Annotated in this window: 17 protein-coding genes; 5 read left to right on the top strand and 12 right to left on the bottom strand. The window is 70.1% G+C overall.

Annotation, left to right across the window (positions count from 1 at the left end):
- Positions 1–6: 6 nt before the first annotated feature.
- Positions 7–1,026, bottom strand: a complete 1,020-nt coding sequence (locus tag HDA40_RS12825) for an NAD-dependent epimerase/dehydratase family protein (protein WP_253755317.1) — start codon at positions 1,024–1,026, stop codon at positions 7–9.
- A 253-nt stretch (positions 1,027–1,279) separates the two neighbouring features.
- Here HDA40_RS12825 and HDA40_RS12820 point away from each other — a divergent pair, with 253 nt between their 5' ends.
- The 3 genes from HDA40_RS12820 (at position 1,280) to HDA40_RS12810 (ending at position 4,672) form a co-directional block, all read left to right on the top strand.
- Complete coding sequence (locus HDA40_RS12820; RefSeq protein WP_253755316.1) at positions 1,280–2,323, top strand: endonuclease/exonuclease/phosphatase family protein; 1,044 nt, start codon at positions 1,280–1,282, stop codon at positions 2,321–2,323.
- A gap of 5 nt (positions 2,324–2,328) precedes the next feature.
- The gene (locus HDA40_RS12815) at positions 2,329–3,333 is read left to right on the top strand and encodes a glycosyltransferase family 2 protein (protein ID WP_253755315.1); all 1,005 of its coding nucleotides are present in this window, start codon (positions 2,329–2,331) and stop codon (positions 3,331–3,333) included.
- A 106-nt stretch (positions 3,334–3,439) separates the two neighbouring features.
- Complete coding sequence (locus HDA40_RS12810) at positions 3,440–4,672, top strand: AfsR/SARP family transcriptional regulator (protein WP_253755314.1); 1,233 nt, start codon at positions 3,440–3,442, stop codon at positions 4,670–4,672.
- On the opposite strand, the gene HDA40_RS12805 is transcribed toward HDA40_RS12810, so the two are convergent.
- The 6 genes from HDA40_RS12805 to HDA40_RS12780 all read right to left on the bottom strand — a co-directional run bounded on the left by HDA40_RS12805 (position 4,609) and on the right by HDA40_RS12780 (position 13,738).
- A complete protein-coding gene (locus HDA40_RS12805; RefSeq protein WP_253755313.1) occupies positions 4,609–5,514 on the bottom strand; it encodes an SDR family NAD(P)-dependent oxidoreductase in 906 nt (301 codons plus the stop codon). The two genes, HDA40_RS12810 and HDA40_RS12805, sit on opposite strands and share 64 nt — an antisense overlap.
- Positions 5,515–5,563: 49 nt before the next feature.
- Positions 5,564–6,574: a glycosyltransferase family 2 protein gene (locus HDA40_RS12800; protein ID WP_253755312.1), complete on the bottom strand. Its 1,011-nt coding sequence runs from the start codon at positions 6,572–6,574 to the stop codon at positions 5,564–5,566.
- 2 nt (positions 6,575–6,576) lie between these two features.
- Entirely contained in the window at positions 6,577–7,539 is a 963-nt protein-coding gene (locus HDA40_RS12795) for a lysylphosphatidylglycerol synthase domain-containing protein (protein WP_253755311.1), read from the bottom strand.
- A 186-nt stretch (positions 7,540–7,725) separates the two neighbouring features.
- A complete protein-coding gene (locus tag HDA40_RS12790; protein WP_253755310.1) occupies positions 7,726–8,574 on the bottom strand; it encodes a peptidoglycan-binding domain-containing protein in 849 nt (282 codons plus the stop codon).
- Between the two features lie 89 nt (positions 8,575–8,663).
- The gene (locus HDA40_RS12785; RefSeq protein WP_253755309.1) at positions 8,664–11,144 is read right to left on the bottom strand and encodes a polysaccharide lyase family 8 super-sandwich domain-containing protein; all 2,481 of its coding nucleotides are present in this window, start codon (positions 11,142–11,144) and stop codon (positions 8,664–8,666) included.
- A 104-nt stretch (positions 11,145–11,248) separates the two neighbouring features.
- Positions 11,249–13,738 carry a collagenase gene (locus HDA40_RS12780; protein WP_253755308.1) on the bottom strand — a complete coding sequence of 830 codons (2,490 nt, stop codon included), beginning with the start codon at positions 13,736–13,738 and terminating at the stop codon, positions 11,249–11,251.
- A gap of 205 nt (positions 13,739–13,943) precedes the next feature.
- On the opposite strand from HDA40_RS12780, the gene HDA40_RS12775 reads away from it, so the two are divergent.
- On the top strand, positions 13,944–14,897 hold the full coding sequence (locus tag HDA40_RS12775) for a LysR family transcriptional regulator (RefSeq protein WP_253755307.1): 954 nt from the start codon (positions 13,944–13,946) through the stop codon (positions 14,895–14,897).
- A 19-nt stretch (positions 14,898–14,916) separates the two neighbouring features.
- Here the strand turns inward: HDA40_RS12775 and HDA40_RS12770 are convergent, their stop codons facing one another.
- The 5 genes from HDA40_RS12770 to HDA40_RS12745 all read right to left on the bottom strand — a co-directional run bounded on the left by HDA40_RS12770 (position 14,917) and on the right by HDA40_RS12745 (position 22,118).
- Positions 14,917–16,083 (bottom strand): threonine synthase, encoded by a 1,167-nt coding sequence (locus tag HDA40_RS12770; protein ID WP_253755305.1) that lies wholly within the window; start codon positions 16,081–16,083, stop codon positions 14,917–14,919.
- Between the two features lie 207 nt (positions 16,084–16,290).
- Positions 16,291–18,288: an amylo-alpha-1,6-glucosidase gene (locus HDA40_RS12765; protein ID WP_253755303.1), complete on the bottom strand. Its 1,998-nt coding sequence runs from the start codon at positions 18,286–18,288 to the stop codon at positions 16,291–16,293.
- 21 nt (positions 18,289–18,309) lie between these two features.
- Complete coding sequence (locus HDA40_RS12760; RefSeq protein ID WP_253755302.1) at positions 18,310–19,359, bottom strand: glucose 1-dehydrogenase; 1,050 nt, start codon at positions 19,357–19,359, stop codon at positions 18,310–18,312.
- A 258-nt stretch (positions 19,360–19,617) separates the two neighbouring features.
- The gene (locus HDA40_RS42095) at positions 19,618–21,462 is read right to left on the bottom strand and encodes a sigma-70 family RNA polymerase sigma factor (protein WP_308197699.1); all 1,845 of its coding nucleotides are present in this window, start codon (positions 21,460–21,462) and stop codon (positions 19,618–19,620) included.
- 74 nt (positions 21,463–21,536) lie between these two features.
- On the bottom strand, positions 21,537–22,118 hold the full coding sequence (locus HDA40_RS12745; protein ID WP_253755300.1) for a TetR/AcrR family transcriptional regulator: 582 nt from the start codon (positions 22,116–22,118) through the stop codon (positions 21,537–21,539).
- A 234-nt stretch (positions 22,119–22,352) separates the two neighbouring features.
- On the opposite strand from HDA40_RS12745, the gene HDA40_RS12740 reads away from it, so the two are divergent.
- A complete protein-coding gene (locus HDA40_RS12740) occupies positions 22,353–24,578 on the top strand; it encodes an MMPL family transporter (RefSeq protein WP_253755298.1) in 2,226 nt (741 codons plus the stop codon).
- Positions 24,579–24,588 lie beyond the last annotated feature (10 nt).

Here is a 24,588-nt window from a genome sequence, read left to right as displayed (position 1 = left end):
GCTCCTTCAGAACAGCGCCTTCGCGAGCCGGAGGGCGCCCTGCCGCCAGGGGTCTCGATGGGTGGTTCCGGCCGGCCGGCGGCGGTCCGCCGCCGTCCCGCGCCACCACGCGTACGTCTTGAGCAGCGCCTCGATGTTGCTCACTCGGGGCACGAAGCCGAGCCGGTCGACTGCCTTGTCGATCGAGACGTACGAGTCCCGGCGAAGCTTGTGCACCAGCCGCGCGTACACCGGCGACAAGCGCAGCGCTGCGAGCCCGCGCAGGATCGCCACGGCCGGGCCGACCGGCACGGTGACGATCCGGCGGCCGTGGCCGGCGGCGTCCAGCACGGCCTGGAAGTCCTCGCGCAGCGTGCCGAAGCGCGCCGCGCCGATGTTGAACGTGTCGTTAACGACGGTCTCCGGGCGTTCGCAGACCAGCCGGACGGCGACACACAGATCGTCGACGTCGAGCATCTGCGTGCGGACGTCCCCGCCGCCGAGCAGCGGGAAGTTGCGGCCCTCGTCGGCCCACTCGAACAACATCGCGAACAGCCCGAGCCGCTCGGGTCCGAGGAACGTCTTCGGCCGCAGAATCGGCGCGCACAGACCCTCCGCCCGCGCCCGCAGCACGATCCGTTCGGCTTCGAGCTTGGCGCCGGAGTAGGCGTCGACCGGCTCGCACGGATAGTCCTCGGGCGTCGGGCAGTGCCGGGGCAGGCCGTAGACGGCGGTCGACGAGATGTGCACCAGCCGCCCGACCCCGGCCCGCTTCGCCGCCGCGACCACCGACGCGGTCCCGTCGACGTCGACCGAGCGGATCTCGGCCGATCGGTTGCTCGGCAGCGCGGCCGCCGAGTGGATCACGACGTCGGCGTGCTGGAAGGCCCGCGCCATCGCGTCGGTGTCGCGCACGTCCGCCTGAACGAAGTCCGCGTCCACGGTCAACGGTCGAATGTCCACACCGGTCCAGTCGACGCCGGCCCACGGCCCGGAAAGCAGTGCGGTGCCCAGCATTCCGGCCGCCCCGGTGACCACGATCCGCACGCGCCCCTCCTGCGACTCCAAGCCTCCGCCGACCCTCCCGACGGTAGTGATCGATCTTTGCCGCGTTCTTGGCCGCGAGGGCAAGCTTCCGGCAAGGTGCGCCCGCGAGACTGGGCTCGTGGCGCCCCTCGAAACCTCAGCCTCTGTGGTCGCTCCAGTCGAGAAACCGGTGGCGTCCGCGGTCCAGCCGCGCCCACGACATTCCTGGCGGATACGCCTGACGGGGGTGGCCTGCGCCGGTTGGCTGGTGTTCGTGGTGGCCCACCGCGTGCTGAGCGGCCGGGCGTACTGGTGGGGGCCGGTCGATCTCGCGCCGCCGTTCGTCTTCGCGGCGGTGCCGATCCTGCTGATCGCGCTCGCGGCGCTGACCCGGCGACGGCTGCTGATCGCGTACGCGGTGTGCGGGCTCATCCTCGGGTTCGACTACTCCGGCATCAACGCGGCCACGCTGTGGCATTCGCGGCCGCCCGTCGCGCCCGGCGCGATCACCTTGGTCACCTGGAACACGGAGTACTGGGATCAGGACCTCGAACCGGGCGGGCCGCACACCACCGAGGACTTCTACAAGTTCCTCAGCTCCCTGGACGCCGACGTCTACCTCCTGCAGGAGTACGCCCACGTCGACCTGACCCGAGCCGACACGTTCTCCCAGGCGCTGGCCATCGACCAGGCCGACCTGCTGCGGCAGTGGTTCCCCGGCTACGAGATCGTCCTGGCCGGGCGGGATCTGACGCTGAGCCGGCTGCCGGTCGTCGGCCATCACTGGCTCGACTCGACGCCCTGGATGCCGGCGGATCTGCGGCCCGTCCCACCGGGGCTGGCCGATCGCCCGCTGTTCTACCAGTCGCAGACGTTGCGGACGGACATCATGCTCGGCGGGCAGGTCGTCTCGTTCTACAACTCGCACATCTACCAGCCGCCGCAACGCATCTTCCGGCTGCGGTCCGACCCGGACTCCAGCATGTTCGCGATCGACCGGTTCAACTTCGAGATCCGCCGGGCGAGCTACCGGGCGCTGGCGGCCGACATCTCGGGCAACCCGAATCGCGTCGTGCTCGGCGGTGACTTCAACACCTCGCCCGCGATGAATCTGCTCCAGTTGTTGCCGGACCGGCTGGTCGACCAGTCCCCGGCGCTGGCCTCGCTCTATCCGGCGACCTGGCCGGTCGGGTCGGCCAAGTGGCGGCTGGACTGGCTGTTCACCACGCCCGACGTCGACGTGTCAGCGTACGACCTGCTGGACCCGAAGGGCTTGTCCGACCACAAGGCTCAGCGCGTCGTGCTGTCGGCCGGGTGAACCCGATGCCGCCTTTGGTCTCCGTGATCGTGCCCTGCCACAACAGCCGTAAGACCCTCGCCCTCTGCGTCGAAGCCGCCCAGGCCCAGACGTACGCCGAGATCGAGGTGATCGTCGTGGACGACGCGAGCACCGACGACTCGGCCGCGATCGCCGAGAGCCTCGGTGCGGCCGTGGTGCGGCTGCCGGTCAACGGGGGAGCGGGGCTGGCCCGCAACCGGGGCATGGCAGCCGCGCGCGGCGAGGTGCTGTTCTTCGTCGACTCCGACGTGGCGCTGGCCCCGGACGCCGTCGAGCAGGCGATGCGGATGTTCGACGACCATCCCGAGTACGCCGCCGTCTGGGGGGTCTACGGCGACCGGCCGCTGGTTGACGACGGGATCGTCGAGCGCGTACAGGTGCTGACCGGACACTATCGACAGTCGGAGCTCGACGTCGTGCACACCGGGCACTTCGCGGTCGGCGCGCTGCGGCGGGTGGTCGTCGATCGGATCGGCGGCTTCGACGAGCGCCTGGTCGGCCAGTGGACGAACGAGGACCACGAGTTCGGGCTGCGGATCGCCGAGAACTTCCCGGTCGGCCGAGCGGTACGTGTGGTCGGCTTCCACGACGACGACGATCGTGTCACGTCGGTGGTACGCAAGCGCTTCGGCCGGGCGGTGTCGCTGATCCCGCTTGTGCTCAAGCAGCGGGACCTGAAACCGGAGCGGGAGGCGTTGCACCGGCCGGCCGAGCTGGCCGCGATCGGGCTGACCGGGTTCGGACTGCTGCTCGCCCTCGTCTCGCCAGCGCTCGGCGTACTGGCGGTGGCGGCGTTCGGGGCGTTCCTGTGGACCGTCCGCGGCATGCTCGGCTTCGTCCGGCGGTCCGCCGGCTGGCCGACCGCGGCGGCAGCGGCGGGCCTCACGTTCCTCTATGGCTTCGCGGTCGGCCTGGGCGGTCTGACCGGCGCTCTCCGGTACGCCGTCGATCCGGGTTTTCGCCGCCGATACAGGACTGTATCGATGTAGTGACAAGGCTTCCGTCCACATGGGGCAGACGGATAGAGTCGGATGGTCATGGGAACGCTCCCAACGGCGGGGGCCGCCGGGATCTAGGTGTCTCTGGGGGGAGCGCATGCGGATCAGGCTGCTGGGTTCGATCGAGGTGGAGGCGGGCGGCCGCACCCTGGACGCCGGGCCGTTGCAGCGCCGGGCCGTGCTCGCGGCGCTGGCGATGGACGCCGGCAGCCCGGTCGGGCTCGACGCGCTCGTGGAACGCGTCTGGGGCGCCGATCCACCGGAGGCCCCCCGCAGCGCCCTCTACGCGCACATCGCCCGGCTCCGCCGGCTCTTCGCCGGGCACGGCGTACGCCTGATCAAGCAGGTCGACGGCTATGTGCTCAACCTCGACCGGGAACGCGTCGACGTCCACCGGATCGGGCGGCTGCTGGAGGCGTACCGGGGTGATCCGGGGCGCGTCGCCGACCTGCGGGAGGCGATGGACCTGTGGCGCGGACGGCCGCTGGCCCAGCTGACCGGGTTCTGGGCGGCCAAGGTACGCCGCGGCGTCGAATCCCAGCTCGTCGGGGTGGCCAGCGCCTGGGCCGCCGAAGAGCTGCGGCGCGGCAACGCCGAGACGGTCGCCGACCGGCTCGCCCCGATCGTCGAGTCCCATCCGCTGGCCGAGCCCGTCGTCGCCCAGCACATGTGGGCGTTGTGCGCGCTCGGCCGGACCTCCGAGGCGTTGCAGTGCTACGCCGTCGTGCGTACGCAGATCGCCGAGCAGCTCGGCGTCGAACCCGGCGCGGAGCTACGCGACCTGCATGTGGCGGTACTGCGCGGCGAGGTCACGGCTCCGGTACGGCTCCCGGCGTACCGCCAGCTCTTCTATGACGACGCCGAGTTGCGCGACCTGGGGCAGCTCGTGCTGCTGGCGGGCCGGCTGGAGACGATGATGGCCTGCGTCTACGCGATGATCCTGGACGACGACAGCCGGGCCCTGACCCACTATCTGGGTGGGCCGGCGCGGCTGTCGGCGGCCGGGCGCAGCGCCGCGGACCGGCTGCGCGACGAGGGCCAGCCCGACCTCGCGGAGGAGCTGGCCCTGTGGAGCAAGGCCTGCGACGAGGCCCGGGAGGACGGCCGTCAGGCGGTGCACGTCCTGCCACCCGGACCGGCCGCACGCTGGTGGCGCACCGCCGCCGCGCTGTCCGCTGTGGACGATGCGACCGTCGCGCAGCGGCACGCCCGGCTGGTCGAGCGGATCATCGAGGGGTACGCCCTCGGCGACCGCATCGCCGCTCGCTACGAGGCGAGCCCGTCGACGCCGGTCAGGTCGGCCGACAGCGCCCACAGACGGACGGCCTGATCGCGGTCCTGCTCGGTGTCGAAGCGCCGGACCACCTCGCAGGCCTTGAGGTACGCGCCGCCGTCGCCGGCCGGCTCCGGTGAGGCGGCCGCCCACACCAGCGTCGCCGCGCCCTGCTCGGTCGAGCGGAACTCGGGCAGCAGCGCGTTGCCGTCGGCGTCGATCCAGCCCGCGTCCACCATCTCCTGCGTGGTCAGGTGTCGCTGCAACGGCGTCAGGATGTAGCCGGGGTTGACCGAGAAGGCCCGTACGCCCGCTGCCTGACCGAGCTCGTCGAGCTGCGCGGCGAACAAGGCGTTGGCGAACTTCGACTGGGCGTACGCCGCCCAGCGGTCGTAGCCCTCGGTGAACTGGACGTCGTCCCAGTTCAGCGTGGCGTCCGGGCTGACGCCAGAGGAGGTGACCACCACCCGTGCGCCGCCGTCGGCCGTCAGCGCCGGGAAGAGCCGGTTGACCAGGGCGTAGTGGCCCAGGTGGTTGATCGCGAAGTGGCCCTCCCAGCCGGGTCCGACGCGCGTTTCCGCCAGCGCCATGACCCCGGCGTTCGCGAGGAGCACATCGATGCCGCGACCGGACTTGGCGAACCGGTCGGCGAACGCCTCGACGCTGTCCAGGTCGGCCAGATCCAGCTCGTCGACCTCGATCCCGGGTACGCCGTCCAGCGCCTCGGCCGCCGCCGCGGGCCGCTTCGCGGGCACGACGACGGTGGCCCCGGCCGCGGCGAGCGCCCGGGTCGCGGCCAGCCCAAGCCCGGAGTAGCCGCCGGTGACCACGGCGAGCCGCCCGGTCAGATCGATGCCGGCGAGAACGTCGGTCGCGGTGCTGTCGATGGTGAACGTCATGGCGAACCTTTCGGTCAGGCGGGGGTTCCGACGCGGTAGAGCCGCCGCGTCAGGCGGGGGTTCCGACGCGGTAGAGCCGCCGCGTCATGCGCGGGAAGAGCAGGCCCTGCAGAATTCCGACTCCGGCGGCGACGGCGGAGGTCAATGTCACCAGCATATGCAGGACGGTGAACTGGAGTCCGAACAGGACGCCGTGGTGGCGGTACGCGTACGCGTAGGTGCGGCCGTCGAGCGCGACCGAGATCCCGGCGAGCACGGGGCAGGCGAGCAGGGCCGGCGGGCCGAACACGATCGGCAGGAGCAGCGCGGCGACAGCGGCCAGCAGGAACGCGCTGCCCAACGCCCGGTGCCCCGAACCCGCTCCGCCGGGCAGCGCGCGCAACCGCACCCAGTTCGGCGCGCCCAGCCGCGTACGCTGGAAGACCTTCGTCAGCATCACCCGCAACGTGCCGTCATGGTCGTGCCGGCCGGTGACCGTCGAGGTTGCGAGCACGACGTACTTGGCGTTGAGCCGGAAACCGTAGTCCTGCTCCTCGGTCCAGCGCAGCCGGTCGTTGAACGGCCCGATCTCGCGGAACACCGCCGTGCGGATGGCGAACAGGGCCGAGTGCAGGCCCGGGATCGGCCCGTCGATCTCGGTGAACCAGACGAACTGCTGGATCGCCCGGTAGCGCTTGACCAGGCTGTCGGGGAACATCGGCTCGGCCTGATACATGCCGCAGACCGCGCCCAGCCGCTCGTCGGCCAGCAACTGCTCGACCGCTTCGGCCACCGCGTCCGGTGCGAGAGCCACGTCGGAGTCGACGAAGAACAGCACCTCACCCTGGGCCCGCTCGGCGCCGCGATTGCGGGCGGTCGAGACCCCGGCGTTGACGTCCGTCTCCAGCACGGTCACACCGAGGCGGCTCGCGATCGCCACCGAGTCGTCGGTGCTGGCGTCGTCGGCCACGATGACCTCGATGTTCGGATACGTCTGCCGCTGCGTGGCCGCGATGCACTCGCCGAGCGTACGGCCGTAGTTGTAGTTGGGGATGATCACCGAGACCAGCGGCGTCGTCATCCCTAGGAACGTACCGGTAGGGCCTTGCTCGAATCTTGGCTCTGATCCTCGCTATGACTGAGGCGGGCGCGGCGGGCCAGCGTCGCGGCGGCCAGGGCGATGGCCGCCGTGAGCAGCTCGCTGACGATGACGATCAACCGGCTCGACAGGGCCACCACGCTGGCCACCGGCAGCGGCAGGCTCACCCCCAGCGCGGCCAGCAGCAGCACCTCGCGTACGCCGATGCCTTCGGGGGCGAAGACGGCGAACATTCCGGCGACGGTCGCCAAGCCGAACGCGCCCACGCAGAGCAGCAGCGATCCGGCCGGGTCGGCGCCGACCGCCACGGCCAGCAACCAGAGCTGCAACCCGGCAGCGAGCCACGACACTAGCTGGGTCACCAGCGCCGGGCGTACGCCGTCGGGGTCGACCTCCGGGGCGGGCCGCCGCAACACCCGCGCGGCCAGAGTCGCCGCACTGGACAGCAGGCTCGGCCGGATCAGCGCGGCCACGATCGGCAGCGCAGCCAGGATCAGCCAGCCCGCCGACGCGCCCAGCAACTCGGGTCCGGCCAGCAGGCCGGTGGTTGCCCCGGTGAGCACCCCGATCACCAGGGTCAGCACCCAGGCCGAGGCCATCCGCGCGGCGGGCACGCCGAGAGTGCGACCCATCCGGACGTTCACCACGAGGCTGAAGACCTTGCCGGGCAGGTACTTCGCGAACTGGCCGGCGAAGTAGAGCCGGATCGCCTCCACCGTGGTCAGCTCATGCCCGGCGGCGCGCAGCGTATGCCGCCACGAGGCCATCGCGGTGAGCAGCGCGACGGCGTTCGCCAGCACCGCCAGGACGCCCATCGTCACGACGAAGCCGGCCGGTCGCCCGTCGAGCGTCGTACGCAGCACTGACCAGTCCTGCCCCCGCAGCATCCACACGATCGCGGCGATCGTCGCCACCGCGAAAGCCGCGGTCAGTACCCGGCGCTTCATGCCAGGACGCTAACCGGGGCGACCTTGGCGTCTTCTTGCCCGCCTCGCCCCGCCCCGCCCCGCCTCGCCCTCCTGGCCGCCGCCCGCCCGGCGCTCGCACCCCGGTTTGGCGCTGGATCAGGGTTCTCGGTCGAATCTTGACCCAAGATTCGACCCGGACCCTGATCCAGCGCTGCAGCGGACGGCTTACAGCGACCGCTTGTACTGCTCCCACCAGGTGAACGGCATGCGGTACGCCGTCGGGGTGTCGTCGGCCGCGTGGCTGGCGAGCCCGTTCTTGCCGATGTAGTAGTCGTAGATCTGGTCGCGGGCCGTCTCGGCCATGTCCGGGTCGAGCACCGCGGCCGCGTGGATGTGGTACGGCCAGTCGCCCTGGGACGGGTTGCGCAGCCAGGCCGCGAAGCCGACCGTCCGCAGCGCCTTCACGGTCTGCCACCGCTGGGTCGTGGTCAGGGCGCTGACCGAGATGTCGACCACGCCGCCGCCGTCGTGCGTACCGGCCGACGACGGGTTGGACGAGGTGTAGGAGCCTTGCGACAGGACGATCGACGTGGCGACCAGCGAGTCCGCCTTGGCCAGCATGTTCTTCGTCCGGGTGTTCACCCGCTGGCCGCCGTAGCTGTCGGTGGTCGAACCGGTCGACACCGACCGGCTGACCGTGAACCGGCCCGAGCCGAGCGACGTCAGCGACGTCGGGCCCGGGATGCCGTTGGCGTCGATTCCGGTGTAGCCGAGCGACCGCTGGTAGGCGGCGTACGCGGAGACCGTCGAGGTGCCGTAGTGGCCGTCGACCAGGCTGGACGACAGGAACCCCTTGGCGCTCAGCGCCTTCTCCACCTCTAGCACGCTCGCGTACGCGTTCGGGGTCAGGCCCTCGTCGGGCTTGGGCGGGTCGAGTTCGGCCGCCAGGAGCACCAGCTCCATGTCGACGGCGGGCAGGGCGAACGCCTGGTCGGCCAGGACGGTCGAGCCGGCCACCGCCGCGACGGCGGTGGCCGCGCCGCGGGAGAGGATCCAGCGTCGGGTAAGGGTCATGCTTACCTCCATCAGTCACGGCCGGAATGCGGCCTTAATGGAGAGTGTGGGCAATCGTCTACAGGGGCCCTACAGATCGGCCACAGTCGCTACCGGTCCGCGCGCAGCACGGCCGTGAAGCTACGGCCGTACGCGTGCCGCGTGGCGACCTCGATCCGAGTTCCGCCGGCGACCGGGCGGATCCGCACCCCCTCGTCGGATTCGACCGCCCGGAGCGTGCGACCGTGGATCGTCACGGTCACCGTGTCCCGGTGGGTCGTCGGGTCGGCGACTGCGATGGTCACGTCACCCCGGCGGGTGGTCTGCGCGAGGACCGACGCCGGGCCGTCGACGACCAGCCGTTCGGCGTGATGGTCGCCGGGGGTGAAGGTGTTGACCGCGACCAGGCCCAGCCCTGTGTGCTTGACCGCCTGTGCCTTCGGGGTGTTCGCCAGGATCGTCAGCCGGCAGTCCTCGTACGCGGCCAGGTCGGTGGCCGACGCGTTCGGGACGATCGCGTACGCGTAGGCGGCCGCAACGGCGCCGGCGGGCTCGGTGACGCCCAGCGTGAACACCTGCTTGGTCACCTTCGTGTCAGGGTTGGTGGTACGCACCACGCGCCGGCTGGCGGTCACCGACGCGGTCGCGCCGGTCGGCCGCGTACCGGCGAGGAAGCGGTAGCCGACCGCGTTCTGCTGCGTCTCGTTGGCGTACCGGAGCCAGCGGTCGCCCTCGGTCAGAGTGACCACATCGGACGCACCGGCGATGCGGCTGTCGAACGTCGTCGTCACGGCGCGCCCGGCCCCGTCGCGTACGCCCGCCGCGAGCACGACGATCTCGTCGTCGAGCAGGAACCACGACTTGGTCGCCTCGGCGTTGCGGTACGCCACGAAGTCGGCGGGCAACTGACCGGCCTGCTGCGCGGCGTACGCGGCGTCGTCGCCGAGCATCAGCCCGGCCGCACCGTACGCGCCCAGCACCGCGCCGCCGGAGTACTCGTTGGTGCAGACCGGGAAGTAGACGTAGGTGTTCTGCGACTCGGAGGACGAGGTGAAGCCCAGCTCGGGCTTGTCGTACCAGAGCGTGCCGTACAGCTCGGGGACGGTCCGCCGGACCTCCTCCGGCGCGGTGATCCCGGCGAGGCGGTACGGCGACACCGTCGTGTAGTAGTCCACCCCGAACGCCTGGGTGTGGTCCTGCCCCGCCAGGTACAGGTAATGCGCTCCGGCGCCCTGGAACCACGGCATCAGGTTCTCGCCGCTCATGTACTCGTACGCCGAGATGCGGGCCGAGCTGCGGGCCAGCGCGAAGGCGTACCCGGGACGGCGGTGGACCACCCGGTCCATCGCGTTGAACGCCACGCTGCGGCTCGCCGGGTTCAGGTCGGCCGCCGGGATCGCCGCGTCCGCCATGAGGTCGGCGTACCGGCTGATGCTCACGGGCGAGACGAACGACGTGGGCGTGAGCGTCGCGCGGGAGCTTTGGCGGATGTGCTTGATGTAGCTCTTGAGGCCGGCCGCGTCGGCGCTGTAGCCGCTGAGGTCCACGATGGCCTCGACGATGATCGCGACGTCCGCGTAGCCGGTGGTGGTACGCGAGACCGCGCGGCCCTTGACGATCTCCATGAGGTAGCCCTCGAAGATCAGCGGGGCGAAGCCGTCGACCACCCAGCTCTGCACGACCGGGACGACGGTGCCGGTGGAGGCGTAGCTCGTGCCGTCGAGCACCTTGATCGTCTGCACCGCCCGGGTGAGCAGGCCCTTCCCATACGACCCGGTGTACGCCACCGACGCGTGCTGCAGGAACGACCCGTCGGCGTAGTACCCGTCGGTGACCCCGTGCTGAAGGTTGTACGGGTCGACGGTCGAGAACACCGTGAACTGGTCGGCGACCGCCTTGGCCAGCCGTGCGTCGTCACCCAGCAGCGCCGCCTGCAGAATCCGGTTGGCGGTGATGTCGGCGAGATTCGCGCCCGTGTGGAACCGCGAGTCCAGGTCGACGTCGCCGTTCTTGCCGTTGCGCAGATACGCGTCCATGCTGGCCACGTACGCGCTGACGAGGTCGGCCGGGGCGACGCCGGACAGCAGCGCCAGGGTCCGCGTGACGTCGGTCGAGACGCCGATCTCCCAGTTGAACCAGTTCCCGTAGTAGCCCTTGCTCTGGTCGCCGTAGTAGTTCTCGTGCAGCCAGCGCAGCTTCCGCAGGACGCGATCCTGGATCGCCGAGTCGCCGTTCAGCGCGCCGCCGGGGACCCGGGTCGCGAGCGCGATCTCGTACAGGTGCTGGCTGGTGCTCTTCAGATTCGTGTCGCTCGTGCCCAGCGGCAGTCCCTTGAACAGTTCGCCCGCTCCTGCGGTGTCCAGCGCCTGCAACCACGTACGCGCCGTCGACTCGATCGCGGCCAGCTTGTCGGCGACCTCCGGGCGGGCGTTGCTCTCCGGCGTACCGGCCAGCATCGCCACCGTGTTGGCGATCAGCCGGTCCTGGTCACCGGGCGCCGCCTGGGCCTTGCCGGCGCGGATCTGGCCCGCCACGGTGAGGAGGGCGGCTGCGGGCACTGTGGACAGAAGCGCGCGACGGGAGATCGACATGTGAAGACCTTACCGGCACGACACTCCACCTGTGAAGCCTTAACGCAGTCGGCGGGGGCCGGCTCGGTCGAGCAGGCCCCCGCGGCGGGATCGGTTCAGCGGCGTCAGTACTGGGTCGCGACGGTCACGGCGCTGAAGCCGGAGACCGCGTACAGGCTGATGTAGTTGTAGCCGGCGGGTGGATTGGTGATGGTCAGGCTCTCGGTGTTGCCGCCGGCGGTCGAGCGGCTCGTGTACGAGCTGGTGGTCGCCCAGCTGCTGCTGTTGTAGTAGAGGTCGGCGTTGCCGGAGCCGCCCGAGGCGGTGATCGTGAGCCGGCTGACGCCGGCCGGCAGGTAGATGTAGAGGTAGGAGTAGTTGCCGGTGGTCGCCGACAGGTTGCTGCGCCGGCAGTTGCGGTCCAGCTGGCGCACGTCGGAGTTGGTGCACTCGGTCATCCCGCCACCGCCGCCGACGGTGACCGTCGCCGAGGTGGTGCCGGTCGCGCCGTCGTCGTCGGTCACGGTGAGGGTCACCGTGTAGGCGCCGGCGGCCGCGTACGTCTTGCTGGGGTTGGTCGCCGTGGAGGACGTGCCGTCGCCGAACGTCCACCGGCGGGAGGCGACGGTGCCGTCGCTGTCCGTCGAGCGGTCGGTGAAGGTCGCCGTCAGACCGCTGGTCGTGGTGGTGAACGAGGCGGTCGGCGGGTTGTTGGTCGGCGTGGAGCCGCCGCAGGCGCCGGCCGCGCAAGCCGCCAGCCAGGTGTACCAGTCGGCGTTGTAGCGGGTACCGATGGTGCTGGTGAGGTAGGTGCGCGCCGCGGTCCAGTTGCCGCTGCGGTAGTAGTTCAGCACCGTCGTCATGTCCGATCGATGGGACTGGAGCAGGTAGCGCACGGCCAGGTAGCCCCATCGGTAGATGCGCGTCGTGTCGTTGCTGTACGTCGTGTCGAACAGGGTGCTCAACGCGTACGTGCCGGTCGCCGCCTCGGCGATGGCGGCGTCGTAGGCGACGTTGCGGTACGAGTACGAGATGTACTCGGCGAATCCCTCGATCCACCAGATCGTCGGCGTGGTGACGCCCGCACTGAAGTCGCCGTACATGTCGAAGCGGCCGTCGAGGTAGTGGGTGTACTCGTGGTTGAGATTCCAGATCTCGAAAGCCGGGCGCACCCACTCGGCCTCGTACGCGATGAACCGGGCCTGGTTGGCCGAGTTCGCCGGGTCGCCTTCCAGATACATGCCGCCGTTGTTGGTGTCGATGCCGTACATCGCGCCGGCGTAGGTCTGGTAGTCGGTGCTCGAGTCGAACACCACCACCTCGATGTCGGTGTTGTAGTCGTTGGCGACCGCGCCGCTGTCGGCGACCACGCTGTGGAAGTAGGCGTCCTGGCTGGTCAGGCTCGTGCAGCTGGCCGACAGCTGACTGGACGTCATGTCCTGCGCCTTGATCGTGATGCTCGATCCGCAGGCGTAGGTCACCGTGAGCACGGCGCTCGCGAGCCGCGCAGCCAGGTCACAGGTGCCGTAGTAGGCGCAGTTGGCCTGGTCGTAGTAGTCGGTCATCTCAGCCACGCCCACCCACAGCGGCGCGGTCGTGCCGGTGATCGCGCTGATGCCGAGCAGCCCGAGAGCCAGTGGCCGAACGCGCGACTGCAACGCCGTGTGCTGAAGGAATCGGCCGAGTTCCCGGCCGGCGTTGGAGGTCAGGAAGCTGTTGTCCGTGCCCAGCAGATCGCGATGCGCGGACGCGAAGTTGTAGAGCGAATCGATCAGGCTGGGATCGGACTGCACCGCGCTGACGAACGCGGGCACCTGGTGGCCGCGGAAGGTGACCGTGAAGACGTTGTTCACGGCGTTGCGCATCCACCAATACGCGTTGTACGCGTTGGTGTAGTTCGCGAGGAGACGCTTGACGAAATAGATGTACCGAGCGTTCTCCACGGCGCTGTCGATGAGCGTGACCGCCTCGGCGAGGGTTTCCCCGTTCGCGTCGTTGACGTCGCCGGAGTGGCCGTTGGCGAAGAAGGCGTCCAGCCCGGCTCGGATCGCGGTCTGGAGCGTGACGCCGTAACTGCCGACCGTGGAGGCGTTGTAGTACTGGACGTAGTAGCCGGCCCGCAGGTACAGCACCAGCTGCGCCGTGCCGGTGGCGTTGTCACCGGCATAGGACCCGGCGTTGTCCCGGAATCCGTAGGCGACGCCGGCCATCTGCGCCTCCCGGAAGGCGTAGTACGCGTCGCTGCCGGTCAGCGTGAAAAGGGTGTTGACGCAGTCGGTCGTCGACGCCTTGATCTGCTGCACGAGCGCGCTGCCGGTGCGGCTCGTGAAGTCGGCGACGTTGCAGGCGGCCGCGGCGGTGACGGACGACCTAGCCGTCGACGGACGGTTCTGCCGGGGCGTGGTCTGCGGGTTGTCGTAGCTCTGGCGTACGGCATCAGTGGTGGCCGGGCGAGGCGCGCGGTCCTGGATCGGCTGGGCTCCCGATCGCACATGCGCGCTGCCGCTTCCCGTCGACGCCGCCGACGGCGCGGGACCGTGGGCCGTCGCCGCGGACGTCTGCGGCGCTGGACCGGCCGCCGCCGGGATGGGCGCCTGCACGGTCGGCAGCGTCATCGCGGCGGCGGCTATCAGGGCAAGGAGAGGTCTGCTGCGAGGAAGTCGCATAGGAGGCTCCGGGGTTCTGGGGGACGGGGATGGTCGAAGTCGGCCGAACTGGCCGCGCCAACTCGATTTGGCATCGAAAGAGCTGACTTCATCCACGGGAACCCTGACATGGGCGATCGCCCTGTAGTCATTCCAATCGCTATAACATCGGCCTATGGATCTGGAGATCCGCCACCTGCGTGCCATCTGCGCCATCGCCGACGCCGGGAGCCTGTCGAAAGCCGCCGTTCACCTGGGCATCACCCAGCCTGCCCTGACCACGCTGCTGCAACGCATCGAACGATCGGTCGGCGGGCCGCTGTTCGTCCGCGGCCGCACCGGCATCCAGCCCACCGCACTGGGGGAACAGGCCGCCGCCCGCGCCCGGCTGGTGCTGAGCGAACTCGACGGCTTCATCGGCAGCATCACCCACGGCGATCGCAAGAACCGGGAGATCCTGCTCGGCTCCGCCCACATGGAATGCGTCGGAAGCATGCTGACCTACGTGCGGCAAGCCTTACCCGACACCGAGTTCGCCCTGCAGGTCGAACCGTCGGCCGTCGTCCTCGCCCAAGCGCTGGCCCATCGCCGCCTCGACATCGCGCTCATCGGATTCATGGAAGACCAAGGCGTACCGCTCGCGAGCGACCTGGCGCAACGCACGTTCATCCCGCGGCTGCCGGTGCTCCTGGCCATCTCCGCCCAGCACCCGCTGGCGGTCCGGGACGACATCGAGCTGGCCGACCTTCGCGACGAGTTCTGGATCTGCCCGCCAGGAGCCGACGACGGCTCGCTCACCTCCTTGCGTACGGCGTGCCACGACGCCGGCTTCGAGCCGAAGATCCGCTATCAGGTGCCCAGCGGCGGCGGACGCCCGCTCATCAGCTCCGGCCAGGCGGTGCAGCTCGTCGAACCGTCCTCCAACCCGTTGGGCGGCATCGCGATCCGGCGGCTGACCGGCGACCCGCTCGGCATGCGGCTGGTGTTCGCCTGGCGTCGCCAGTCCATCACCGACGCGCGAGCCGGCGCGATCTACGGCGCGGCCGCGAAGGCTTACGCCGAGGCCGCCACCGCCAGCCCCGCCTACGCACCCTGGTGGTACGCCCACCCGGAAGTGCATCCGTGCTGATTCCTGGGCGGTGTGGCCGTCAGGCGAGATCGAGGGGGTATTTGACGCCCGCGCCGGTGTTGAGCAGGACCACCTCGTCGTCGGCGCCGAGCCAGCCGCGTTCGCGCAGCAGCCGGGCGGCGGTCAGGCAGGTGGCGCCCTCCGGGCAGAGCATGAGCCCTTCGAGCCGCCCGAACTCCCGTAGATCCGCCAGCATGTCGGCGTCGTCGACGGCGATCGCGGTGCCGTCGCTCTCGGCGATCGCGTCGAGGATCAGCTCGTCGCCAAGCGGCTTGGGCACGTTGATGCCGAAGGCCACAGTGGACGCGTCGGGCCACGCCTCGACCTGACGAAGTCCCGCGTCGTACGCCTTCACCACCGGCGCGCAGCCGGTCGACTGCACCGCCACCAACCGGGGCAGCTCGCCTTGCAACCAGCCGAGCGTACGCAGTTCGAGCAGCGCCTTGTGGATGCCGATGAGCCCGACGCCGCCGCCGGTCGGATACAGGATGACGTCCGGCGTACGCCAGCCCAGCTGCTCGGCGATCTCCAGCCCCATCGTCTTCTTGCCCTCGATGCGGTAGGGCTCCTTGAGCGTGGAGACGTCGAAGATCGCCCCGTCGGCGTCGGCGATCAGAGCCGCGATGAGCCGCCCGGCGTCGCTGATGACGCCCTCGACCAGGTGCAGATCCGCCCCAGCGACCAGGCACTCCTGCCGCGTGATGACCGGCGCACCATGGGGCATGGCGATCGTGGCGGCGAGCCCGGCGCGGGCGGCGTACGTCGCCCAGGCCGCGCCCGCGTTGCCGTTGGTCGGCATCGCCACGTGCCGGATGCCCAGCTCCCGCGCCCGGGATACGCCGACCGCGGCACCCCGCGCCTTGAAGGCGCCGGTCGGCAGGAGGCCCTCGTCCTTGACCAGCAGCCGGTTCAGCCCGATCGCGGGACCGTAGCGGGCGGCGGGCCACAGCGGCGTCCAGCCCTCACCGAGGGTCGTGACGTGCTCGGCCGAGCGGACCGGCAGCAGTTCCCGATACCGCCACAGGTCCGCGCCCCGCCGCTCGACGTCACCCGGCTCGACCGCGTTCGCGATCGCGGGCAGGTCGTAGCGGGCCAGCAGGGGAGAACCGCAGGTGCACAGGTTCTGCGGCCGATCGGCGTCATGCTGCGCGCCGCAGCGAGGGCAGTCGAGGTGGGTCAGGAACATGAGGCCATCATCGTCCGCCTCCTCGGGCTGTTTCAAGATCGGCGGCGGCCGACAATCTTGCCGCTCAGAGCTAGTTGTTCGGCGGTGGCCGACGATCATGGAGGTGCCGACCGCCAAGATCGGCGGCGGCCGACGATCAACGCGGCGGGGGGGCCATGATTGGCGGCGGCCGACGATCAACGCGGCGGGTGAGAGGGCCGAGGTTGGTCAGATCCCCGCGTCGGCCTTCCCCCATGCGCCCGGTACGCCGCGCAGCATCAGCCGGGCGCAGCGCGACGGCAGGTACGGGTCGGCGGTCAGCTGGTCCCCGTCCGGTTCCAGGCCGAGCAGCGTCCGCAGCAGCATCAGCGGCGTACCGGCGGCCCAGGCCTGCGGCGAACACGCCGACGGGTACGCGATCGGGATCTCCGTCAGGTCGCGGGCCGTCCCGATGAGCGCCTCGGGCAGGCGGAACCCCGATAGCGCAGCCGCCGTCAGCATCGCCTCCGCGATCACGGCCGCCTCCGCACGGAAGCCGTACCGGGCGAGCCCGGCGGCGACGATGGCGTTGTCGTGCGGCCACACCGTCCCGTTGTGATACTCCATCGGGTTGTACGCGGTCAGCCCGTCGGCGAGCGTGCGTACGCCCCAGCCGGAGAACATCGCCGGACCCATCAGGTGCCCCACCACCGATGCCGCGTGGGCCGGCGGGATGATCCCACTCCACAACAGGTGGCCGACGTTCGAGGTGAGCGTGGGCACCGGGCGTTTCTGGCCGTCCAAGGCCAGTGCGTAGAACCCCTCGTCGGGCAGCCAGAAGGCGTCGACGAACCGTTCTTGCAACGCCGCCGCCTCGGCCTCCAGTGTGGACGCCAGCGCGGGATCGTTCCAGCAGTCCCGGGCCAGCCGGGCCGCCCGCAGCCGGGCGTCGTAGGCGTACCCCTGGATCTCGCAGGTGGCCCGGGGCAGGGTGGCGAGCGTCCCGTCCGGGTGCACGATCGCGTTCCACGAGTCCTTCCAGCACTGGTTGACCAGGCCCTGCTCGGGATTGCGGGTGGCGTACTCGATGAACAGGTCGCCGTCGGCGTCCCCGAACTCCCGCATCCACTGGATCGCCGCTCGGGCGTGCGGTTCCAGGTCGCGGACCGTCGCGCTGTCGCCGGTCCACCGGTGGTACTCGTCGAGCACGATCAAGAACAGCGGCGTGCTGTCGGCACTGCCGTAGTAGGGCGACTGCGGGCGCTGGCCGAAGTAGGTCAGCTCGCCGTGCCGCAGCTCGTGCAGGATCTTGCCCGGTTCGGCGTCGCGGATGTCGTCCATCGTGGACGCCTGCTGGGCGGCGAGCGCTCGCAACGTCGTCCGGCACAACTCCGGGGCGTACGGGAGGGTCTGGTAGCCCACGATCAGGCTGTCACGCCCGAACAGCGCCATGAACCAGGGCAACCCGGCGGCCGGCAGCGAAGCGTCCGGCACGGTGTCCGGATAGAACCGCAACGCCGCCAGGTCGATGAGACTGCGCCGATAGGTGTGCACCAGATCGTCCCAGTCGGTGTCCAGCTCCGGGGCCTGCGCCAGCCAGTCCTCCAGACTCACCGGCATCTGCGGCCGATGGTCCAGGTGCGGGACGGGCCGGATCGCGGCGGTCGCCACCGAGATCTCGATCTCCGTACTCCACGTCTCCGTCGCGGCCAGCTCCAAGGCGTACGACATGGATTGCTCGGTGAAGCGCGCACCCGGCGCCTTGATGCGGGTCTCGCGCCGGAACTCGCCGCGCTCGTAGCCGAGCACGACCGCGCCCTTCTCGATGCGCCGGTAGTGCCGGCCGGTCTTGCCCTGCTTGTCCTTGACCTCGAAGATGTCGGCGAAGTCGGCCTCGAACAGCAGCGAGAGTTCGAGGACCGCGGGCCGCGCCCCATGGTTGGTGACCGTGAGCTGCTCCTGTACGCCTTCGCCGACATGCCGGCGGCGCAGCACGGACAGCGACGGGTTCAGGTACACGGTGCCGGTCGGTTGCTGGAGGTAGAAGACCGCCTCGTCGTACTCGACGGGCTGGCCCGACAGCGCGGCGAGCGGGCGGCCGTTGAGCCGCAGCTCCCAGCGCGACAGGTGGCGCATGTCCCGGAAGAACAAGCCGCCCGGGAGGTCGTAGTTGGGGGCCACGTCGCCGCGCTCGTCGCTGACCATGAACGTGCGGCCTTGGAGGATGTTGATCTGACGGTCGGGCATGGGCGCCTCCCCGGGGGTGTGTCAGGAAATGTCGATCACATGCTTGATCCCGTTCGGATCGGGTTCGAAGGCGTGGGCGTAGTTCTGCAGCGAGCTGCGCGAGGTGATGAGCGATTCCAGCCACGTCCGGTCAGCCCGGGTGAGAGCGTCGGCCGCCTGCTGGAAGTGGCTGAGGTTGGCGTTGACCGAGCCGACGACCACGTCGTTCTCCAGCACCATGGACCGGTTGGCGCCGCCGATGTCGACGCTGATCTTCCGGCCGGCCACGGACACTCCGGTCAGGCAGACGATGCCGTACTCGGCGGTGCCGCTGATGGCCTCGATGACCAGGGAGGACACTCCGGTCGCCTCGACGATGACGTCGGGGTTGAGCCGCTCGGTCAGCCGGTCCATCGGCTCGCTGTGATAGGTCGCGCCCAGCGCGGCCACCGCCGCCGGTTTCGGGCCGTCGGTGACGATGTCCAGCACGTGGACGTCGAGCCCGCGCTGCACACCGAGCAACGCGGCGAGCAACCCGATCGGGCCGGCCCCGGTGATCAGCACGGTGTGCGGCTCGTACCAGGCTCGGCCGCCGATCCGGTCGATCTGTTCCCACGCCTTGGCCACGACCGAGGTCGGTTCCATGAGCACACCGGCCTCGCCCAGCTCGGTGGGCAGCTTCACGGCGTACTCCGGCTCGACGGTCCAGCGTTGGCTGGCGTAGCCGTGGATCTCCTTGATGCCGCGCTCGGTGTACTCGCCGTTGCGGCACATGTCGAACTGGCCCCGGGCGCAGGCGCCGCACGGCTTCGGGTCGGGCCGCCGCACCACTCCGACGATCAGATCGCCTTCGGCGAAACCAGATCCGGCGGGCGCGGTGCGTACGCGGCCCAGCGACTCATGGCCGAGGATGAGCCGATCCTCGCCGGCCGGCGCCCAGCCGTACTCGGCGTCGGCGATCTCCCGGTCGGTGCCGCAGACGCCCACGGCGACCGCGTCGACGAGCAGCTCACCCGGGCCGGGCTGCGGCTCGGGCATGTCACTGAGTTCCAGCGAATCGGCTTGTCCGGGACGGACGGTCAACGCGAGCATGGTCGCCCTTTCTGTCGTCTCCTTCCCATACTGCCTGCTACCCACCCATTTGATCGGCAAAACCGCAGATCGCGCCATGGACGCGCTTATCGGAAGCCTCCGCCGCGTTGATCATGGAGTTCGCACCCTCGAAGATCGTCGGCTGCCGCCATTCATCGCGATCCGCACCTCGAAGATCGTCGGCTGCCGCCATTCTTGGCGCTATCACCCCCAAGATTCGCGGCAGCCGACGATCTTGCACCGGAATCGGATCAGCTATCAGCCCACCATCGAGTAGAGCACCAGCTCTCCGCCGACGACGGCGACCAACGCCGTCCCCTCGGCGGCCAGCTGCCCTTGAGCAGTGTCGAGCCCGCCGAGTGACTCAAGTTGCGGCGCCCCCGCCGGTACGCCGGACAACCGGACCGACCGTTCGTTGGTCCACTCGCAGACGAGGAGGTTGCCGGCGTCGAGCCGCAGCACGCGACTGTCCTCCCTGGTACGCAGGACCTCCCGGCCGTCCGTGGCGAGCACGACAGCGCCGTCGTTGGCGGCGTTGCCGGCGACCCGAAGCGCGAGCCCGACCGGGGCCAGCCGCGTCGCGCGGGGAACCGAGACCGTCCACTTGACCTGGCCGTCGTGGACGGCGACGACGTTGTGGCCGCCGGATTCGGCCACGTCGATCAGGCAGATGTCCGCCAGGCCGCAGGGCGACATCGCCGTCACCCCGCCGCCGGCGTACTCCCGGCTGAGCTTGCCGTCGTCGACGTGCAGCCGATACAGCTCGCGTGCGCTGCGGATGTAGATGTCCCCGTTGTACGCCAGGAAGCCGTCGTTGGGCGGGATGCCGTGCCAGGCGCGTCCGGTCGGATTGCCCGTCGACGCCGCGTACTCGGTGATCGTCTCCTTGCCGTCTGACACATACAGCTGGTCCTCGCTGTTGCCCATCGTGGGTGTGCCGGTGTCGAGGTCCGAGCGGGCGAGGTCGCCCGGGACCGTCATGCCGAAGACCCGGTGCGCCGGTGTGGCCACTTGCCAGCGCGTATCACCGGTCTGCAGGTCGACGCCGACGATCGTGCCGGCCGCGCGGTCGGCGAAGACAGCGACGCCAGGAAAGACCTGGACGTCGTCAGGCTCCGCGGAACTGGTGCGGGACCAGCGTTTCTGCCCGGTGGCAGGGTCGATCGCGGAGGCGGTGGTCGTCGTGACGCCTTGGGTCGAGGTGCCCGTGAGGACCATGACCACCTGTGGCGTGATCAGGATCCGGCCGACCAGAACGGAGTCCGCCGGCCCGGCGGGTGGCAGATCCACGCGCGGCCAGGCCTGGCTGCCGTCGGCCAGATTCATGGCCAGCACCCGCACTCCCGGCGCGGCGGTGTCGATCACGTAGGCGCGCCCGTTCTGGACCGCGACCTCCGGATACGCCAGCCCGTCCAGCGGCATCGAGCCCACGCGACGCAAGGGCGAGAAGACCATCGGGCTGCCGGTGGGATTGATCGTCGGCGGCGGCGGCATCGTGCGGTTCCGGCCCAGCACGGCCGTCGTCAGCACGATCACCGCGATCACCACCAGCCCCGCGGCGGTCACCGTCGCCGCTACCCGGGTACGCCGTCGGCGGCGGCCGAGTTCCGCGACGTCGGCAGCGGAGCCCATGCGGGCCTGCGACATCTCCGCGGTGAGCACCGTCGCGAGGTTGTCCCGGCCACGCGACAGCCACGACTTGACGGTTCCCTCGCTGACGCGCAACTCGGCCGCGATCGAGGCCACGGAGACGTCGAGCAGATAGTGCAGCGCGAGCGCCTGCCGTTGCCGTTCGGGCAGCTTCTTCAGAGCCGCCACGACCAGCATCGTGTCCTCCGAGGGCGGCGGCACCGGGGCCGGCGACTCGACCGGCGCGTTACGGCGTACGCGCAGATGCCGCCACCAGTCGAAGACGAGCCGGGAGACCACGAGCCGCAGCCATGCCTCGGCGTCGTCGTACCCGCTGAGCCGCCGCCAGCGTTGCCAGGCGCGGATGTAAGCCTCCTGGACGACGTCCTGAGCCTGGGCGAGGTCACCCGTCAGCCCGTACGCGTACCGCAGCGTCCGGGGTGAGGTCGCCTGGTAGAACTCCGCGAAATCCACTGCTACCGCCCGTGATCGTGGGGATGGGTCGCCTGGGACACGGCCAGGCCCCCGTCACGGGTTGCAGTCTGCGGTCAGGAACGCCGGGCGCGCAGCCCCAGGATCCGGCGACCGGTGGCGAGCAGCTGCTCACGCATGGCGTCGTCGTCGAACCGTTGCAGGACAGGGGAGGACGCGGCGGCGGCGATCCCGGCGAGAGCCACCGTCGCGGCGACCTCCGAGCCGGGGGAGTCGTCGGACATCAGCAGCTCGCCTGGCTGCTGGAGCAGCTCGGCGATGTCCGGATGGCTCTGCAGGGCGCTGGTGATGCCCGGGTCGGTGCCGATCATCCCGATGAGACGGCGGTGTTTGACGGTCAGGTCGACGAATCCTCGCAGCATCGTGTCCGCCCGGCTCGACGGCGTACGCTGCGCCTTGGCCGTCTCGATGATGGTGCGCAGGTTCTCCATGGCGGGCTGGATCACCGCGGTGAGGATGTCGTCGCGCGTCTTGAAGTGGTGGTAGATAGCGGCCTTCGTCACACCGAGGTGGTCGGCGATCATCTGCAGCGACGTCCCGGCGAAGCTGTACAGGGCGAACAGCCGACACGCCTCGTCCAGCAGGCGTTGCCGGGTGCGCTCCTGACCCCGCGGTCCGGCCTCCGCCAATCCCGTCACGGCGTCCTCCCTACCAGCTCATTCACTCTAGGGACGCTGAATGCCTTCCGTCAAAGCTAGCTGATCGGCAAGTGTGCCAGCTAGCCGATCGGCAAGGTGTGACCTTGCCGATCGGCTTGTCGCCGCCTTGCCGATCGGCTAGTTTGAGGAGCAGAGGCGAGCGCTTTTCACCCACCGTGAACTGCGTGTTTCGTCGTGATGACGGCTGCCTACCTCTTATATTGGAGTGCTCCGATGGCAACGTTCCTCTATCGAATCGGCCGGTTCGCGTACGCCCGACGGTGGCTCGTGTTGGCGGTCTGGGTGGTGTTCCTCGCCCTCGCGGGCGCCGGGGCCGCCCTCTTCGCCGGCAAGACCAGTAACGACTTCAGTATTCCGGGCACCGAATCGCAGCAGGCGATCGACCAGTTGAGCGAACGGTTCCCCGAGGCGCACGCCGGCGGGGCGAGCGCCCGGGTCGTCTTCGTCGCGCCGGAGGGCAAGACGGTCGCCGACCCGTCCGTGCAGAGCGCGGTGGGAGCCGTGGTCGCCGCCCTGAACAAGGCGCCCCAGGTCGCCAATGTGGCCGACCCGTACACCGCGAAGACGATCTCGCCGGACAACCCGCGGTACGCCTTCGCCCAGGTCACCTACGGCGTACAGGGCATGGCCCTGACCGACTCCGACCGGGAGGCGCTGTTCGACGCCGCCCAGCTCGGCCGGGATCAAGGGTTGACCGTCGAGGTGGGCGGTGACGCCCTGCGCGCCAACCCGGAGACCGGCATCGTCGAAGTGCTCGGCATCGTCATCGCCGCCGTCGTGCTCGTCGTCACCCTGGGCTCGCTGATCGCGGCCGGGTTGCCACTGCTCACCGCCCTCACCGGCATCGGCGTCGGCATCTCGGGCATCGCGCTGGCCGCCCGCTGGTTCGACATCAACTCCAACAGCCTGATCCTCGCGCTCATGCTGGGCCTCGCGGTCGGCATCGACTACTCCCTGTTCATCGTCTCCCGCTTCCGGCATGAGCTGCTGGTACGCAAGAACGGCCCGGAAGCCGCCGGCCGTGCGGTCGGCACCGCCGGATCCGCCGTCGTCTTCGCCGGCCTGACCGTGATCATCGCGCTGGCCGCGCTCTCGGTCGTCGGCATCCCGCTGCTGCGCAGCATGGGTCTGGCCGCCGCCGCGACCGTCGCAGTCTCGGTGCTGGTCGCGATCACGCTGCTCCCGGCGCTGCTCGGGTTCACCGGCACCCGGCTCGTGCGTGGGCGGCTGTTCGGCCGGCGTACGCCGGACCCAGAGTCGGACGAGGCTGGTTCGACGCCGATGGGCGAGCGCTGGGCGAAGTTCATCGTCCGCTTCCGGGTACCCGCGCTCATCCTCGCGGTCGCCGGGCTCGCCGCGCTCGCGGTTCCGGCGGCGAGCCTGCGGCTCGGGCTGCCCGACGACGGCATGCAGGCCTCGTCGACCACGCAGCGTAAGGCGTACGACTTGATGTCCGAAGGCTTCGGCCCTGGCTTCAACGGGCCGCTGGTGATCGTGGCCGAGCTGCCCACGGGCAGCGACCCGCAGACCACCTCGGCGACCCTGGCCGGCGCGTTGATGAAGGTCGACAACGTCCTGTACGCCTCACCGACCGGCGTGAGCCCGGACGGCCACACGGCGCTGCTGGCCGTGATCCCGAAGACCGGACCGAACGACGAGAAGACGGCCGACCTGGTGACCGCGATCCGCGACCAAGCCGGCGACCTGAAGGCCGCCACCGGCGCCACCGTGTCGGTGACCGGCCAGACGGCGCTGGCCATCGACGTCTCGGCTCGCCTCGGCGAAGCGCTCGTGCCGTACCTGTGCGTCGTCGTCGGACTGGCGTTCCTGCTGCTCCTGCTCGTCTTCCGATCCATCCTGGTGCCGTTGACCGCCACCCTGGGCTTCCTGCTCAGCGTCGCGGCGACCTTCGGCGCGGTCGTGGCCGTCTACCAGTGGGGCTGGCTCAGCTCGGTCTTCGGCGTCGAGGAGACCGGACCGATCATGAGCATGCTGCCGGTGCTGCTGATCGGCATCCTGTTCGGACTCGCGATGGACTATCAGGTGTTCCTCGTGACCCGGATGCGAGAGGACTACGTCCACGGGGCGTCGGCCCGCGGGGCGATCGTGACCGGCTTCCGGCACGGCGCCCGGGTCGTCACCGCGGCCGCGATCATCATGATCAGCGTCTTCGGCGGGTTCGTCTTCTCCAGCGAGACGCTCATCCAGTCCATCGGCTTCGCGCTGGCGTTCGGCGTGCTGGTCGACGCGTTCGTGGTCCGGATGACCATCATCCCGGCGCTGATGTCGCTGCTGGGCAAGGCCGCGTGGTGGCTGCCGCGCTGGCTGAACAAGATCCTGCCCAACGTGGACGTCGAAGGCGAAAAACTCGCCGCCCTCACCGCCACTTCCCCCGCCTCCCCGTCCACCACCACCCCCTCTGTTTCCGCGCGATCATGAACCTATGTGC

This window comes from Hamadaea flava, from assembly GCF_024172085.1.
Classification (GTDB): domain Bacteria; phylum Actinomycetota; class Actinomycetes; order Mycobacteriales; family Micromonosporaceae; genus Hamadaea; species Hamadaea flava.
Note: the sequence above shows the minus strand (reverse complement) of the source record. Positions and strands in the feature narration are given on the sequence as shown.